The organism is Streptomyces sp. NBC_01471, from assembly GCF_041438865.1.
Lineage (GTDB): Bacteria > Actinomycetota > Actinomycetes > Streptomycetales > Streptomycetaceae > Streptomyces.
Genome location: NZ_CP109450.1, coordinates 6,582,239 through 6,598,025, shown reverse-complemented (window position 1 = coordinate 6,598,025; position 15,787 = coordinate 6,582,239). Strand labels below are relative to the sequence as shown.

14 protein-coding genes and 1 tRNA gene are annotated in these 15,787 nt (G+C 71.5%); 6 read left to right on the top strand and 9 right to left on the bottom strand.

Going from position 1 to position 15,787, the window contains the following annotated elements; all coding sequences use genetic code 11:
* Positions 1–163 precede the first annotated feature (163 nt).
* The 3 genes from OG285_RS29560 to OG285_RS29550 form a co-directional block, all read right to left on the bottom strand.
* A complete protein-coding gene (locus OG285_RS29560; RefSeq protein ID WP_356829650.1) occupies positions 164–982 on the bottom strand; it encodes an SCO1664 family protein in 819 nt (272 codons plus the stop codon).
* A complete protein-coding gene (locus OG285_RS29555) occupies positions 946–1,536 on the bottom strand; it encodes a DUF3090 domain-containing protein (RefSeq protein ID WP_356829652.1) in 591 nt (196 codons plus the stop codon). The genes OG285_RS29560 and OG285_RS29555 overlap by 37 nt, the downstream gene beginning before the upstream one ends.
* A gap of 72 nt (positions 1,537–1,608) precedes the next feature.
* A complete protein-coding gene (locus tag OG285_RS29550; protein WP_356829654.1) occupies positions 1,609–2,295 on the bottom strand; it encodes a histidine phosphatase family protein in 687 nt (228 codons plus the stop codon).
* A gap of 107 nt (positions 2,296–2,402) precedes the next feature.
* On the opposite strand from OG285_RS29550, the gene corA reads away from it, so the two are divergent.
* On the top strand, positions 2,403–3,395 hold the full coding sequence (gene corA, locus OG285_RS29545) for a magnesium/cobalt transporter CorA (protein ID WP_371792691.1): 993 nt from the start codon (positions 2,403–2,405) through the stop codon (positions 3,393–3,395).
* Between the two features lie 57 nt (positions 3,396–3,452).
* Here the strand turns inward: corA and OG285_RS29540 are convergent, their stop codons facing one another.
* Positions 3,453–4,244, bottom strand: a complete 792-nt coding sequence (locus tag OG285_RS29540; protein ID WP_371793649.1) for a ferritin-like domain-containing protein — start codon at positions 4,242–4,244, stop codon at positions 3,453–3,455.
* Between the two features lie 239 nt (positions 4,245–4,483).
* On the bottom strand, positions 4,484–5,533 hold the full coding sequence (locus OG285_RS29535; protein WP_371792690.1) for an LLM class F420-dependent oxidoreductase: 1,050 nt from the start codon (positions 5,531–5,533) through the stop codon (positions 4,484–4,486).
* Between the two features lie 128 nt (positions 5,534–5,661).
* Here OG285_RS29535 and OG285_RS29530 point away from each other — a divergent pair, with 128 nt between their 5' ends.
* Together OG285_RS29530 and OG285_RS29525 are read left to right on the top strand one after the other, a co-directional pair.
* Positions 5,662–6,645 carry an aldo/keto reductase gene (locus OG285_RS29530; protein WP_371792689.1) on the top strand — a complete coding sequence of 328 codons (984 nt, stop codon included), beginning with the start codon at positions 5,662–5,664 and terminating at the stop codon, positions 6,643–6,645.
* Positions 6,642–8,984, top strand: a complete 2,343-nt coding sequence (locus OG285_RS29525; RefSeq protein WP_371792688.1) for a helix-hairpin-helix domain-containing protein — start codon at positions 6,642–6,644, stop codon at positions 8,982–8,984. Before OG285_RS29530 ends, OG285_RS29525 begins: the two co-directional genes overlap by 4 nt.
* Before the next feature lie 87 nt (positions 8,985–9,071).
* Here the strand turns inward: OG285_RS29525 and OG285_RS29520 are convergent, their stop codons facing one another.
* Positions 9,072–9,812 carry a hypothetical protein gene (locus OG285_RS29520; RefSeq protein ID WP_356829663.1) on the bottom strand — a complete coding sequence of 247 codons (741 nt, stop codon included), beginning with the start codon at positions 9,810–9,812 and terminating at the stop codon, positions 9,072–9,074.
* 47 nt (positions 9,813–9,859) lie between these two features.
* Between OG285_RS29520 and OG285_RS29515 the strand changes: the two genes are divergently transcribed.
* Entirely contained in the window at positions 9,860–10,048 is a 189-nt protein-coding gene (locus tag OG285_RS29515; protein WP_030907692.1) for a DUF5703 family protein, read from the top strand.
* Positions 10,049–10,117: 69 nt separating this feature from the next.
* Here OG285_RS29515 and OG285_RS29510 read toward each other — a convergent pair whose 3' ends face one another.
* From OG285_RS29510 to OG285_RS29500, 3 genes are all read right to left on the bottom strand, one after another.
* Positions 10,118–10,918: a chaplin gene (locus tag OG285_RS29510; RefSeq protein WP_371792687.1), complete on the bottom strand. Its 801-nt coding sequence runs from the start codon at positions 10,916–10,918 to the stop codon at positions 10,118–10,120.
* Positions 10,919–11,060: 142 nt separating this feature from the next.
* Entirely contained in the window at positions 11,061–11,294 is a 234-nt protein-coding gene (gene chpH, locus OG285_RS29505) for a chaplin ChpH (RefSeq protein ID WP_356829667.1), read from the bottom strand.
* Between the two features lie 175 nt (positions 11,295–11,469).
* On the bottom strand, positions 11,470–12,804 hold the full coding sequence (locus OG285_RS29500; protein ID WP_356829669.1) for a M20/M25/M40 family metallo-hydrolase: 1,335 nt from the start codon (positions 12,802–12,804) through the stop codon (positions 11,470–11,472).
* Positions 12,805–12,992: 188 nt separating this feature from the next.
* On the opposite strand from OG285_RS29500, the gene OG285_RS29495 reads away from it, so the two are divergent.
* Both OG285_RS29495 and OG285_RS29490 read left to right on the top strand, forming a co-directional pair.
* A tRNA-Leu gene (locus OG285_RS29495) sits at positions 12,993–13,080 on the top strand.
* A gap of 246 nt (positions 13,081–13,326) precedes the next feature.
* Entirely contained in the window at positions 13,327–15,729 is a 2,403-nt protein-coding gene (locus OG285_RS29490) for a glycoside hydrolase N-terminal domain-containing protein (RefSeq protein ID WP_371792686.1), read from the top strand.
* Positions 15,730–15,787 lie beyond the last annotated feature (58 nt).

Below are 15,787 nucleotides of genomic sequence, written 5' to 3'. Positions count from 1 at the left end.
AGCGTAACCGGACGTCAGTTCAGAGAACGAACCGGAGTAGTGACGTTGGCCGAATCGGCACTCTTGCGCGGGTGAGGTGCCCCCGTGATACGGGGCCTGCCCGATACGGGACCGACGGGACTGGGGTGGCGCAAAAGGCGCCCGCTCCTGGATCCCCTTGCCCCTACACAGGCGGCCAGGGGATCGCCGGCCACTCACCGCTCGGTACGGGGTGCCGTCCGGCCTTCCGCAGGCCCTCCACGCGCCCCCGCAGCGCTTCCAGCTCCGTCCCGGTGATGAGCCCCGCCAGCCGCTCCGTGAGCCCCGTGCCGGGCGCCAGCGCCTCCGCGAGCCGGTCCAGCACCCCGGCCGTCTCGGAGGTCAGCGGTTCGCCCGCCCATCCCCACAGCAGCGTCCGCAGTTTGCCGTCGGCGTTGAAGGTGACCCCGTGGTCGATGCCGTAGAGCCGCCCCTCGTCCGTCGGGAGCAGATGGCCGCCCTTGCGGTCGCCGTTGTTGATCACCGCGTCGAGCACCGAGAGCCGCCGCAGCCGCTCGTCGTCGGCGTGCACAAGGAGCGCCGATCTGCCCTCGCCCACGTCGGCGAAGCCGATGGCCTTCCAGCCGTCGGCGGGCTCGTCGTCCTCGACGAGGCCCAGCAGCGACGGTTCGGCGGCGGACTCGATCCACAACTGGCACATGCCCTCGCCGTACGGTCCGTCGCGCAGCACCGTCGGCGGGACGAATCCCCACCCGGTCGCCTCGGAGACCTCGTACGCCGCCACCTCGCGCTGGGCGAGCGTGCCGTCGGGGAAGTCCCACAGCGGCCGTTCACCGGCGACCGGCTTGTACACACAGGCCGCTTCCCGGCCCTCGTACGAGACCGAGCAGTACAGCACCGCGTTGGATGCCTCGCGCACCCGTCCGCGTACCGTCAGCTCCCCCTCCAGGAGGAGCCGGGTGGCCGTCACGCCCCCCTGCGGTATCCGTTCTGGCGCGGGCATACGTGTCCCTCCGGGTCGAGCGGCAGGCTGCACAGGGGGCACGGCGGCCGTCCCGCGTTGACGACGTCGAGCGCGCGCTTGGCGAAGGCCCTGGCCTGCGCGCCGGTCAGCCGTACGCGGAGCATCGGCGGGCCGTTCTCGTCGTCCTGGAGGAGCCGTTCCTCGGCCTCCGCGAGGTCTTCGTCGGTGTCCGCGTCCAGCTCGACGAGCGCCTGTGCCTCGATGATCATGCGCTGTTCGTCGCCGTCCCAGGCGAGCGCCATCGTGCCGACGCGGAACTCCTCCTCGACCGGAGCGTCCAGCGGGGCGGTGTCACCGACCTCGGTCGGGGCGACCGCGGGCACCGGGGAGTTGCCCCCGGTCCTGCGCACCACCTCGTCGAGCAGTTCGTCGATGCGCTCGGCGAGCGCGGCCACCTGGGTCTTCTCCAGCGCGACGCTGGTGGTGCGGGGGCCGGACGACGCCTGAAGGAAGAACGTACGGCGCCCAGGCAGCCCGACCGTACCGGCAACGAAGCGGTCCGGCGGGTCGTAGAAGTACACCTGACGGGACACGTCCTGATCTCCATGGGGTTCGGCTGCGAGGTGGTCCGGTTTACGGCCCGCCCACCCTACTGTGCGGAGCGATCACGGCGCGCCCGCGCCACCACCGACAGCCGCGTCCGATCCCGAACCGCTCTCGCGGGGCGCCAGTGAGCCGAACTCGCCGGTGTCGCCGAGCCGCAGGAGGAAGGGCCGCACCGCGGTGTAGCGGATGGCCGTGAGGGAACACGGGTCGACGTGGATCCGCTGGAAGAGGTCGAGGTGCATCCCGAGGGCGTCGGCGATCACCGACTTGATGATGTCGCCGTGCGAACACATCGCGTACACCGCGTCCTCGCCGTGTTCGGCGTCGATCCGGGCGTTCCAGTCCCGTACGGCGTCCACGGCACGCGCCTGCATCGCGCGCATCGACTCACCGCCGGGGAACCCGGCGGACGACGGGTGCTGCTGCACGGTCCTCATCAGCGGCTCGTCGCCGAGCTCGGCGAGTTTGCGCCCCGACCAGTCGCCGTAGTCGCACTCGCTGATGCGGTCCTCGGTGTGCGGGATCAGCTCCGGCCTGGCGGCGAGCAGCGGCGCGACGGTCTCCCGGCACCGCTGCAGCGGGCTGGTGACGACGGCGGCGAGCGGCAGCCCGGCCAGCCGCTCCGGCAGCGCGGCCGCCTGGGAAACACCCCGTTCATCGAGGGAGACCCCCGGCATCCGGCCCGCGAGCACGCCCGAGGTGTTGGCGGTGGAGCGTCCGTGCCGTACAAGAATCAGCGTGGCCATGGCGGCCAGCCTAAAGGCAGTCGGACGGCTTGTGGGGTCCGGTGGGATCGGGACGACGACCGGGAGACAGCCCCCCGCGCGTGCACGGGTGGTCCCGTCAGGGAAGAATGCGCGCCGTGATTGTCGATTGCGCCATCTACCGGGACGGACGCCGCATCGAGGGCCCGTCGGACCTCTCCGATGCTCTCGCCGAGGCACGCGCCGATGGGAACGCCTTCCTCTGGGTCGGGCTGCACGAGCCGACGCAGCAGGAATTCGACCTGGTCAGAAGCGAGTTCACGCTGCACCAGCTGGCCGTTGAGGATGCCCTGCGGGCCCACCAGCGACCCAAGCTGGAGGTCTACGACGAGACGCTCTTCATGGTGCTGAAACCGGTGATGTACGACGCGGACAGCGACACCGTGACCACCGACGAGCTCATGGTCTTCCTCGGCGACTCCTTCGTGGTGACGGTGCGGCACGGCGAGGGCGCCCCGCTCGCCGCCGTACGCAAGCGGCTGGAGCAGGAGCACGATGTGCTCAAGCACGGCCCCACGGCCATCCTCTACGCGGTGAGCGACACGGTCGTCGACCACTACATCGACGTGGCCGCCGAGCTCCAGACCGACCTGGAGGAGCTGGAGGCCGAGGTCTTCGCGCCCAACGGCGGTGATTCGAAGAACGTCGCGTCGCGGATCTACACCTTCAAGCGGCAGGTGCTCGAGTTCCGCCGTGCCACCGGGCCGCTGGCGGCCCCCATGGCCCGGCTCGCGGGGGCGGGGGTGCCGTTCGTGCACGAACACTCGCAGCCGTTCTTCCGGGACGTGGGCGACCATCTGACCCGCGCCAACGAGCAGGTGGAAGGGCTGGACCGGCTGCTGTCCGACATCCTCTCCGCGCATCTGGCGCAGATGGGTGTCCGGCAGAACGACGACATGCGGAAGATCTCCGCCTGGGCGGCGATGGCCGCGGTGCCGACCATGGTCGCCGGCATCTACGGCATGAACTTCGAGCACATGCCGGAACTCAAGTGGGTCTGGGCCTATCCGGCGGTGATCGCGCTGATGGTCGCGGTCGTCGTCGGCCTCCACCGGCAGTTCAAACGGCGCGGCTGGCTCTGAGGCGGGACGCCGGCGTCCGGCGGCCCCCGGCGGCCGCCACGCGGCACCGGGGCGGGCTCAGGCGAACTCGGCCGCGTGGGGTGCGGCCGGGCCACCGAGCGCGTTGCGGCGTTCGGGCATGGCCAGACGCACCGACCGGCGCCAGCCGCCCGCCCGCTCGAACCCGTACAGCCCCTGGATGCCCGCGGCCAGCACCGCCGACTTGGCCCCCGGCCAGCCGAGCAGGGCGCCCATCCGCTCCATCACCGCGAGACCCACCTCCCGGTAGACGCGGATCTCCTCCAGCGCGCTCTCCCGCAGTACGGAGTGGATGGTGCGGGCGTGGCCCCGCGCGGCCAGCCGCAGCAGTTCCTCGTGGCAGTAGGCGAGGTGGTTGTCCTCGTCGTGGCAGATCATGCGTACGGCCCTGCCGATGTCCGGCTGGTCACCGAGGAACCGCACCAGGGTGTTCATCTGCTCGGACGCACGCTGTTCGGTGACCCTGCTGTGCGCGAGGTAGACCACGATCTCCCGCTCGGTCAGCCGCTCGCTGCCGCGCAGCCTGCGGTGGCTCAGACCGACGCCCCGCCGTTCGAGCAGCATCGTGTAGTCGGTCGCCGCGGGCACCTCCACGGGGTCGAGCCCGCGCTTCTTGAGCAGGGCCCGGAAGATCCGGCCGTGCTTGTCCTCGTCGGCGCCGTGCCGGGCGATCTTCGGGGCGAGCGCGCTCATACTCTCCGGGGCGAGCGCGGAGATCCGGCCGTTCTCCCAGCCGCCCTGGGCCTCCCCGCCGGCCGCGATGGAGCAGAAGAGCCGGAAGGCGTCGTCGCTCTCGACGATCTCCTGGAAAATGCTCCGCGCCGAAAGCATCACTGCCACCTCCATGCCGATATCTGACGCTATGAGTCAAATGCGATATCGGGTGACCGGCAATGTGTGCCCCTGCCCGGTTCGGCCGAAAGGTGGTACGCCTGCCCGGTGCCCGGGGGCGTAACCGAGCGGGCCCCACGGCGTTGTTCAGCACGACGGCCGTGGCGGGGAAGACCCCCCGAGCCCCCACCACGGCCGCAGACCTCTCCCGGGCTCCAGAGGGGCTCCGGGGGTCTCGGCTACGCCAGCCCGGCCCGCTCCAGCGCCTCCGTACCGGCCCGCAGCCCGGCCACCCGCTCGTCGAGCGTGAATCCGGCGGGGGCCAGCGTCAGCGTGGTGACCCCGGCCGCGGCGTAGGCCTGCATCCGGTCGGCGATCCGCTCGACGGACCCGAGCAGCGTCGTCCGGTCGATCAGCTCGTGCGGTACGGCGGCGGCCGCGCCGTCCCGGTCGCCCGCCAGGTACTTGTCCTGGATCTCGGCGGCCTCCTTCTCGTACCCCATGCGCTGCGCGAGCTTGTTGTAGAAGTTCTGCTTGCGGCTGCCCATCCCTCCCACGTAGAGGGCGGTGTACGGGCGGAAGGTGTCGGCCAGCGCGGGCACGTCGTCGCCCACCGCCAGCGGCAGGGTCGGGCAGACGTCGAAGCCCTCCATCGTGAGCCCGGTCTTCTCCCGGCCGGCGCGCAGCGGGCTGATCGCGGTGGACTCCAGGTGCTCGGCCGAGGGGAAGATCAGCAGCGCGCCGTCGGCGATCTCACCGGTCTGCTCCAGGTTCTTGGGGCCGATCGCCGCGATGTAGAGCGGAATGTGCTCGCGCTGCGGGTGGACGGTGAGCTTGATGGGCTTGCCGGGGCCGCCGGGCAGCGGCAGCGTCCAGTGCTCACCCTCGTACGACAGGCGCTCGCGCGACATCGCCTTGCGGACGATCTCCACGTACTCACGGGTCCGCGAGAGCGGCTTGTCGAACTTGACGCCGTACCAGCCCTCGGAGACCTGCGGCCCCGAGACGCCGAGGCCGAGCCGGAAGCGGCCGCCGGAGAGCGAGTCGAGGGTGGCCGCGGTCATCGCCGTCATCGCGGGCGCCCTGGCCGGGATCTGGAAGATGGCGGAGCCCACGTCGATCCGCTCCGTACGGGCGGCGACCCAGGAGAGCACGGTCGGCCCGTCCGAGCCGTACGCCTCGGCCGCCCAGCAGACGTCATAGCCGAGCCGGTCGGCCTCCTGAGCCACGGCGAGGTTGTCGCCGTCCATCCCCGCACCCCAGTAGCCGAGGTTGATTCCGAGCCGCATGACCGCTCCCTTACCGCTGAGTAACGTCCCTGTTCCGGGGACTCTAACGCGCGGTGGCCCCATCCGTCAGGGGGTGGTTGTCCACAGGCCTCCACCGGGCCGCCCTGCGGCCAGTACTCTCAGCGCCCATGGAGCAGAGGCATCTCGGCCGCACGGGCCTGCGCGTATCCCGGATCGGGCTCGGCACCCTCACCTGGGGGCGGAGCACCGATGAGCACGACGCCGCCGACCTGTTGAAGGTGTTCTGGGAGGCCGGCGGCACACTCGTCGACACGGCCGATGTGTACGGGGACGGCGACGCCGAGTACCTGCTCGGGCAGCTCTGCGAACGGCTCATACCCCGCCGCGATCTCGTGATCGCCACCAAGGCGGGCAGCGTGCCGGACCCCTACCGCCGGTTCGACGGCTCGCGCGGGCATCTGCTGACGGCCCTGGACGCCTCGCTTGAGCGACTGGGGACCGACTACGTGGATCTGTGGCAGGTGCACGCGTTCGACCCGGAGACCCCGCTGGACGAGACACTCCAGGCACTGGACATCGCGGTCTCCAGCGGGCGGGCACGGTATGCGGGGCTGTCCAACTTCTCCGGCTGGCAGCTGGCCAAGGCCGCCACCTGGCAGCTCGCGGCGCCGGGGGTCAGAACCCGCCTCGCCAGTACCCAGATGGAGTACTCCCTGCTCCAGCGCGGGGTCGAGCGCGAGGTACTGCCGGCGGCGGTGGACCTGGGGGTCGGGCTGCTGCCGTCGTCGCCGCTCGGGCGCGGGGTGCTCACCGGCAAGTACCGCCGTGCGACTCCGGCTGACTCGCGCGGGGCGTCGGAGCAGCTGGCACCCTTCGTCGCGCCCTACCTGGACGACGCCGCGGGCAGGATCGTCGACGCGGTCGCCACGGCGGCCGACGGGCTCGCGACCACACCGCTGGAGGTCGCGCTGGCCTGGGTCCGCGACCGGCCGGGCGTGGTCGCCCCGATCATCGGCGCGCGCAACGCGCAGCAGCTCACGGCGGCATTGTCAGTGGAGACGCTTAGTCTTCCTGACGAGATCTGCCGGGCGCTCGACGATGTGTCGGAGCCCGTTCACCGTTATCCCGACCAGGACTGGACCGAGCTGTGAGTACGGATCGCCTCGACACCGAGGCCAGCACCGAGGCCGCTCCCGGCGCCGAAGCCGCACCGGAGACGGAGACCGAAGCCGACCCGGAGACCGAAGCCGCTCCGGAGACCGAATCCGCTTCGGAGACGGTGTCCGGGACCGCCGACGGGAGCGGCGGGAGCGACGCCGAGGCCGCCGACGGGAGCACCGGCGACACCGAACTGTCGCAGGTCGGCGCCGAAGAAGCGGACGGAGCGGAGTCGGCGGAGGAAACAGCGACGGAGGCCGCGGGAGAGACGGCGGCGGAGGCCACGGGGGCGGCCGGGGCGCCCGCCCTGTCCGAGGCCGAGGCCGAGCTGGCCGCCCAGCGCGAGCTGCGGGCCAGAATCGAGCAGCGCAAGGCCGAGAAGGACGGGCCCATCCAGGCCGGCACGAAGCTGAGCGGCCGCGCCGCCGATCTGCTCGCCGCGGTCAGGGCGGTGGAGGGCGGCGAGAAACCGTCCGTGCACTTCCCGCCGCCGGCACCCGAGCCGCGCCGCGCCGCGCCTGCCGCTCCGGCGGAGCCGCACCCGGTGCGTCCGGCCGCCGCGCCCACCGGTGCGGCGCCGGAGACCGTGTCGTCCGTGCGGGCCGTTCTGGCCGCGGGCGGCGCCCCCGAAGCACTGGCCGTACGGGCGGCCGGGACGCTCGGCGAGCAGGCCGCCGACGCCCTGCGGGAGGATCCCTGGCAGTTGCTGTCGGTTCCCGGGGTGCGGCCGGAGCAGGCGGACGGCTTCGCCCGCGCGCTGCTCGGCGCGGAGTGCGGCCCCGGCGACGAGCGGCGGGCCGCCGCACTTGTCGGCTGGCTCCTCGAGCGGGCAGCGCTCCAGGGGCACACCGCACTGGAGTCCGACGCGGTCCGCGCGGCGCTCGCGGAGCGGTCCGTACCGGACCCCGACGGGGCGCTGCAGAGCGCTGTCGCGGACGGCGCCGTGCTCGTCTTCCAGGACGCGCTGGACACCGCTCCCGGCGCGGCTGCCGAGCGGGAGGGCGGTCAGGACGCCGACGCCGCCGGGAGCGAGGACGAAGCGGCGCCGCAGCCCGTGCGGGTCCTGCTCGGTCTCGACCGGTACGCGCTCGCGGAAGAGAGCCTGGCGGACGGGCTCGCCCGGCTGCTGAACGCGGGTGCTCTCGCCCCCGGCGGTGAACAGGCCGGCTGGGAGCGGGCCGCGGCGGACGCCCCGTCCCCGTCGGCCGCCGAACTGATCCGGGCGGTCGCGCGGGACGGCCTGGTCGCCCACACCGGCGGCGAGGCTGCCCGGGCCGAACCGGCGGCGGTGGTCACGGCGGCTCGGGCCATGGGCCTGCGGGCGTACGCGGCCGCCCACACGCCCGACGGAAGGCGGCGGCTGGCCGCCGCCCTGGACGATCCTGCGGCGGCCGTCACCGTCTCCGGGCTGCTGGCCGGTTCGGAGGGCCCGGGACGGGACGGCGAGGGCGCTCTGGCGCTCGATCTGCTGGCCGTCGTGGACGCCCCGCAGCTGGATGTCGAGAGCGCGGCCGTACTGGTCGAGTCGCTGGCCGACGGCAGCCGCCTGGTCCTCAGCGGGGACCCCGGGGTGCTCTGTTCCGCCGGTGCCGGGCAGGTGTTCGCCGACGTCCTCGCAGCGCGTGCGTGCCCGCAGCTGGCCTCCCGCACACCCGATCCGGGACCCATCGGCGAGCTGGTCTCGGGGATCGGCATCGGCGAGCTGAACCAGGTGGCGGCGCCCGGCAGGGAAGTCGTGATCGTCCCCGTCCGGGAGCCCGGTGAGGCGGTGCACCGCACCGTGCAGCTCGTCGCCGACTCCGTACCCCGGGCCATCGGCGTACCGGTCTCCGACACCCAGGTCATCACACCCGGACACGGCGGTCCCGCCGGTACCCGTGCGCTCAACGTGGCGCTGAAGGAGCGCCTCAACCCCGGCCCGGGCCGCTTCGGCGGTTTCGATCCGGGCGACAGGGTCGCCTACACTCCGGCGCCCGGCAGGACCCTGCCCGGCACGGTCGTCTCGGCCGACGCCGACGGCCTTCATCTGGACTGCGCCGGCACCCCCGTCGTCGTACCGAAGGACCGGGTCGAGGCGTCGGTGCGGCACGGCTGGGCGCTCACCGCGCACCAGGCTGCCGGGCTGCGGTGGCCCGCGGTGGTCGTGGTGCTGCCCGGCGACGCGGCGGGCGGGCTGAGCAGGCCGTGGATCTACACCGCCTTCGGCCGCGGCGAACGGCATCTCTCGGTGGTGCACGGAGTCGACCAGGCGCTGCCGCACGCGGTGGCCGAAGTCCCCGCACAGCCCCGCACCACCAGGCTGCGCACACTTCTGCGGCCCGCGGCGGTCTAGGGCGACCCTGGGCGCTCGTACGGGCGGCGGCCGGGGCAGGAGCCCCGGCCCGCCGCCGCACCGGACACCGGACGTCACACGCCCGGATCAGACCCTCTCGTCCTCCGGGTCCCCGTGCGCGGCGGATGCGCCTGCGGCATCGTCCTCGTCATCCTCGTCGTCATGGTCCGCGGCCCCGTCATCGTCATCTTCATCGTCATCGAGCAGTTCGTCGTCGTCGAAGACCGAACTGACGTCGAACCGGCACACGATCTGCTGCGGGTCCGCCTGGTCGAAGGGCGCACTCAGCCACTCCCCCGGTTCCGGCAGGTCGTCGGCCGCCGAGACCCAGAGCGTGGAGTCGCCCTCCTCCAGGCCGAACTCCTTGTGCCGCGAGGCGACCTCGTCCGGTTCGTACTCGCCGAACAGCACCCCCAGCGCGGCGTGCACGCTGTTGCCCACGACAGCCCCCGCGCCGGGCCCGCCGTCCGCCTCCGGGTCGAGGTCGACGATGCGCTGTGCCTGCCCGAGCAGCCGCTGCGGCTGGGCCACCGCGTAGTCACGGCGGATGAGCACCGTGAGCGCGTGCGGGTCGTCGGGGCCCGCGTACGGCGGAAGTGCGTCGTCCGCAGCGGGAATCTCGAAGGGGGTGACCTCGTCGTACCGGTCGTAGAGCCTCTCGTCGTACGCCTCGGCGGCCGCCGCGAGCGCGTTGAACGCGCTGTAGACGGCCGGGTCGTCCTCTCCCGTACGGGCTTCGACCGCGTCGAGGTGACGGTCCAGCGCGGCTTTGACCGCCTCGGCGGCGGCGCGTACCTCGGCAGCCGTGGGCTGCGCAGCATCAGACATAGGGCAGACGCTATCCGTACCGGGCCTCTGCCCGCACAATAGATGCGATGCCGGAATACGAATTTGTCGACGTGTACGTACCGCGCGGGGTCTCCCGCAAGGACGCGACACGCCTGCTCACCGACCACGCCGAGTACGGACACTGGGAGTTGGACCGACTGAGTCTGCACCGGGACGGCAGCCGCAGAGTGCGGCTGCGCCGGCGCATCATTCGCCAGGTGCGCGCCACATGGTGAACAGGGAGCGGGCCCCGCGACTGCGGGACCCGCTCCCTTCCGTGCGTACGCGTGGGGCTCAGCGGCCCGTTACGCCGCTGCCCGGGACCGCCTGTACAGGACGATCCCCCCGAGCACCATGCCGGCGCTGGCCGGGATGATCAGCCCGAGCGGGGCGGAACCGGTGTGCGCGAGCTGCTCGGTGCCCGAGGGCACCGACACGGTCTGCGTGACCGGGGCGTGCGGTGCCGCGGGCTTCGGGGTGTTCGGCGTGTGGCCGCGCGGCGTCCCGGGCTTCTCCGGCTGACCCGGCTGACCGGGGTGGACCGGGTGGTGCGGGACGTGGACCGGCGGCGGGACGCTCTCGTCGTTGGCGCAGTCGTTGCCGAAGACCGGGTTGAGCAGACCGACCACGTCGACGCTGTTGCCGCAGACATTCACGGGTACGTCGACCGGAAGCTTCACGCTGTTGCCGGAGAGAACGCCGGGCGAGCCAGTCGTGTCGCCCTCTGCCACCGCTCCGCCGCCGCTGTGGCTGCCGGAGCCGCTGTTGTGGCTGCCGGTGTTGCCGTTGCCGGGGGCGCGGTGGTGGCCGCTGCCCTGGCCCTGGTGCCCGGTGTGGGACGTACCGGATCCGGGCTTGGCAGACGACACGTTGCCGCACCTGTTCCCGAACGCGGGATTGAGCAGCCCGACCACATCGACGGTGTTGCCGCAGACATTCACCGGCACGTGCACCGGCGCCTGCACCGAATTGCCGGAGAGCACTCCGGGCGAATTGGCCGCGGTCCCGTCAGCTGATGAGTCGGCGTACGCGTAGCCACCGCTGAGAGCGAGCACTCCGCCCGCGGCCGCAACGGTGATCAGGCCTTTCTTCGTGACCTGTCGCATAGGTTCGTTTCCTGCCTTCTACCTTCCGGAAAAGCCCGCGGACGTCGTTGCCCATGGGCCGAATGCCTCTCCGGCCCCGGAGCGCGTGGTGCGTGCTCCGGGGCCGGCGGGGCTCAGACCCTCACGGGTCGGAGGTACAACGTCACTTGTTGACGCAGGTGTTGCCGAAGGCGGGGTTGAGCAGCCCGATCACGGAGACCGTGTTGCCGCACAGGTTCACCGGGATGTGCACGGGCACCTGAATAACGTTGCCCGAGGCCACACCGGGAGAGTGCACGGCGGCACCCTGCGCGCCTGCGTCGGCGACGGCCATGCCCGCACCCGCGAGCACCAGACCACCAGTGACTGCCGCAGCAGCGACGACCTTCTTGATCATTAGTTCCTCCTAGTCGGCAAAACGGTCCAGACCGCGGACCGCACCACCTGTAACGAGGAGAACCCGGCGGGGCTACGAAACAGTCGGCCTATTCACTCTTTCCGGTTGGATGCGCACGTACGGCCGATTTAGCTGGAGAGTCCGGTCGGCATTTCCCCAGTTGGTCCTTGTCCAGTCAGCACTTGTCCAGGAAGCGGTCGAGCACCCGTACACCGAACTTCAGGCCGTCCACCGGTACCCGCTCGTCGACTCCGTGGAACATTCCGGCGAAGTCCAGCTCGGGCGGCAGCTTCAGCGGCGCGAATCCGAAGCAGCGGATCCCCAGGTCGTCGAAGGATTTGGCGTCCGTACCGCCCGAGAGCATGTACGGCACCGCCCGGGCGATCGGGTCCTCGGCCTTCAGCGCCACCTGCATGGCGTCGACCAGGTCCCCGTCGAAGCCCGTCTCCAGCGCCTTGTCGCCGTGCACGTCCTCACGCCTCACCCGGGGGCCCAGGAGCTTGTCGAGGTCGGTCAGGAACTCCTCCTCGTAGCCGGGCAGGAAGCGGCCATCGACGTGGGCCGTCGCCTGTCCGGGGATGACGTTCACCTTGTAACCGGCGCCGAGCATGGTCGGCGCGGCCGAGTTGCGCAGCGTCGCGCCGACCATCTTCGCGATGCCGCCGAGCTTGGCGAGGGTCGCCTCCATGTCCTCGGGGTCCAGCGGGGTGCCGAGCGCGTCGGACAGCTCGTCGAGGAAGGACCGCACCGTCTTGGTGACCCGCACCGGCCACTGGTGCCGCCCGAGCCGGCCCACCGCCTCGCAGAGCTCGGTGATGGCGTTGTCGGTGTTGGTCATGGAGCCGTGGCCCGCGGTGCCGTCCACGGTGAGGCGCATCCAGTGCATGCCCTTCTGCGCCGTCTCCACGAGATACAGCCGCAGATTCTCGTTGACGGTGAACGAGAAGCCGCCGACCTCACCGATGGCCTCCGTGACGCCCTCGAAGAGGTCCGGGTGGTTGTCCACGAGGTGGCGCGCGCCATACGTGCCGCCGGCCTCCTCGTCGGCGAGGAAGGCGAGCACGATGTCACGCGGGGGCTTGCGGCCGCTGCGGAGCCTGTCGCGCACGACCGCGAGGGTCATCGCGTCCATGTCCTTCATGTCGACCGCCCCGCGGCCCCACACGCAGTCGTCCACGATCTCCCCGGCGAAGGGGTGGTGCGTCCAGTCATCGGCGTTCGCGGGAACGACGTCGGTGTGCCCGTGGATGAGGAGCGCGGGCCGGGACCGGTCCTCCCCCTCGATCCGGGCCACCGTGGACGCGCGCCCCGGGTGGGACTCGAAGATCTGCGGTTCGAGACCGACCTCGGCGAGCTTCTCCGCCACGTACTCGGCGGCGGCCCGCTCACCCGGCCCCGAGTGGTCGCCGTAGTTGCTGGTGTCGATCCGGATCAGGTCACGACAGAGGTCAACGACCTCGTCCTCGCCGGAGACGTGCCGTTCGGTACCTGTCCTGCTGGGCTCGCTCACGCTGATTCCTCCCACTGTCGCTGCTGGTGGTTCCCCTTCCCATACTCGCCCGCACCACCCCCCGGACCCAAGCGCGGGGACCGGTCGTCATACACGGTTCACAGACTCCGGCGCGTGATCGAGCACCTCCCAATGTTTGCTATGGTTTTCCACGTCGGAACGGCCTGCGGCCGCGAGACAGACACCTTGTCCGGGTGGCGGAATGGCAGACGCGCTAGCTTGAGGTGCTAGTGCCCTTTATCGGGCGTGGGGGTTCAAGTCCCCCCTCGGACACCAGCACAGACGCACGAGATCAGATCGGAAGAACCCCAGCTCCCGCTGGGGTTCTTCCGCGTTTACGGGCACCTGCGGGCGGTCCACACGACCGAGGCGGTGGCCGATACATCGGATGTCGTTGCACCACCGCACCTCTTGCGGGCGCTCGAAAGCCGCCCAGAACGTTGACACGCCCCATCAGACATCGTACGTTTCCGTCGCTTCCTGAGGTGCCGTCATGGCACACCACGTCGAAGGGACCGGTAGATGACCCATGCCCCGGAACAACCCGCACCGTCGCGTCGAAGCGTTCTGGGGGCAGCGGGCGGAACCCTCGCCGCGGGCCTCGCGCTCGGTGGGCTGCGTCCCTTCACCGCCGCGGCCGCCGTACCGGGCCGGGACCACGTCGCCCGGCTCGTGCCCGAATCGGCTGCCACCGAGCTGCGTTACCCGGCGCCCGCGAGTGAGAGCCTGATCATCCAGCAGGGGCTGCCGATCGGAAACGGCCGCACGGGCGCCCTGCTGACCGGGGACCCCGCGCACGACGTGCTCTACCTCACCGACGCCACCCTGTGGACCGGCGGTCTCAACGACAGCCTCCAGAGCGACGGCCAGTTCCCTTACGGAGCCGACGACTTCGGCAGCTTCACGCTGCTCGCGAAAGCGGCGCTCGACCTCCCGGGCCACGAACTGTCCGCCGTCACCGGTTACCGCCGCACCCTCGACCTCAGCAACGGCCTGAGTACCGTCACCTACCGGCTGGGCGGGGTCACCTACCGCCGGGAGGTCTACGCCAGCCACCCCGACGAGGTCGTCGTCATCCGTCTCACCCAGAGCGGCGGGGGCACCTGCACCGGCTCGCTCTCCCTCGCCGGCCGGCACGGCGAGACGACCGTGGCGGACGGCGCCACCCGTACCGCCTCGTTCTCGGGCGCGTTCCCCAACGGACTGAGGTACGCGGCGGCGGCCGGTGTCTCCAGCGGCACCGGCACCGTGGCCTTCGAGGGCGCCGACATCACCTTCGCCGGGTGCTCCGAGGTGCTGGTGGTCATAGCCGGCGGTACGGACTATGCGCCGGACCCCGCGACCGGCTACCGGAACCCCGGCGCGGACCCGCACACCATCGCGACCGGCCGGCTGTCCGCCGCGGCGAGGGCGGGCGGCTCGGCGCTGCTCAGCGCCCATCTCGCCGACTACCAGCCGCTGTACAACCGGATGACGGTCGAGCTCGGGACGTCGACCGACGCGCAGCGCTCGCTCGACACCTGGTCCCGGCTCACCGCCCTCGGCGCGCAGGGAGCGCCTTCCGACCCGGAACTGGAAGCCGCCTACCTCCAGTTCGGCCGCTACCTGATGATCAGCGGCTCGCGCGACAGTGTGCCGCTCAACCTCCAGGGCCTGTGGATCGACCGCACGGACCCCGACTGGATGGGTGATTACCACACGGACATCAACGTCCAGATGAACTACTGGCTGGCCGACCGGGCCGGGCTCTCCGACTGCTTCGGCGCCTTCCTGGACTACTGCCTGGCCCAGGTGCCCTCCTGGACCCGGACCACCGCCAAGAGCTTCAACGACCCGCGCAACGGATTCCGCAACTCCAGCGGGAAGGTCGCGGGGTGGACGACCGCCATCTCCACCAACGTCCACGGCGGGATGGGCTGGTGGTGGCACCCCGCCGGGAACGCCTGGCTCTGCAACTCGCTCTGGCAGCACTACGAGTACACCCAGGACCGCACCGAGCTGAAGAAGATCTACCCGCTGCTCAAGGGCGCCTGCGAGTTCTGGGAGGCGCGGCTGGTCACCACGACCGTCACCGACCCGGCCACCGGCGCGTCCCGCCAGGTCCTGATCGACGACAGCGACTGGTCACCTGAGCAGGGGCCGACCGACGCCAAGGGCATCACCTACGCCCAGGAACTCGTCCACGACCTCTTCGCCTCGTACCGTACGGCGGCCGCGCTGCTCTCCACGGACGCCGGTTACGCGAAGACCGTCGCCGGGCTGCAGTCCCGCCTGTACCTCCCGGAGGTCAGCCCGGAGACCGGCTGGCTGGAGGAGTGGATGACCCCCAAGAACCTGGGCGAGACCGCACACCGGCATCTGTCACCCCTGATCGGCCTCTTCCCCGGCGACCGGATCACCCCCGAGGGCAGCCCGGCCGGACTGGTCACCGGCGCACGCAATCTGCTGACGGCGCGCGGGATGTCGAGCTTCGGCTGGGGGTGCGCCTGGCGCGCGGCGAGCTGGGCACGGCTGAAGGACGCCGATAAGGCGTACCAGCTGGTCCGTACGGTCATGGCGCCGTCCACCGGCACCAGCAACGGCACTTCGCAGAACCTCTTCGACATGTACGACCTGGGGTCGCGCGCCACCCTGCAGATCGATGCGAACTTCGGCACCCCGACCGCGATGATCGAGATGCTGGTCTACTCCAGGCCCGGCGTGATCGAGCTGCTGCCCGCCCTGCCCGGCGCCTGGGCCGCGGCGGGCCGGATCACGGGGGTCGGTGCGCGCGGCGGTGTCACCGTCGATCTGGAGTGGCACGCCGGGAAGGTCACCAGCGCGGTGCTGCGCTCCACGGTGAGCACGACGACCGAGGTACGGGCCGGGGACTGGCACCGGACGGTGCGTCTGCGGCCGGGCCGGGCGGTCACGCTCCGGCCCTAGGCCCGCGCCCGGCAGGTTCTTGCACGTACACAGGAGGGCGCTGAGCAATCCGCGGCGC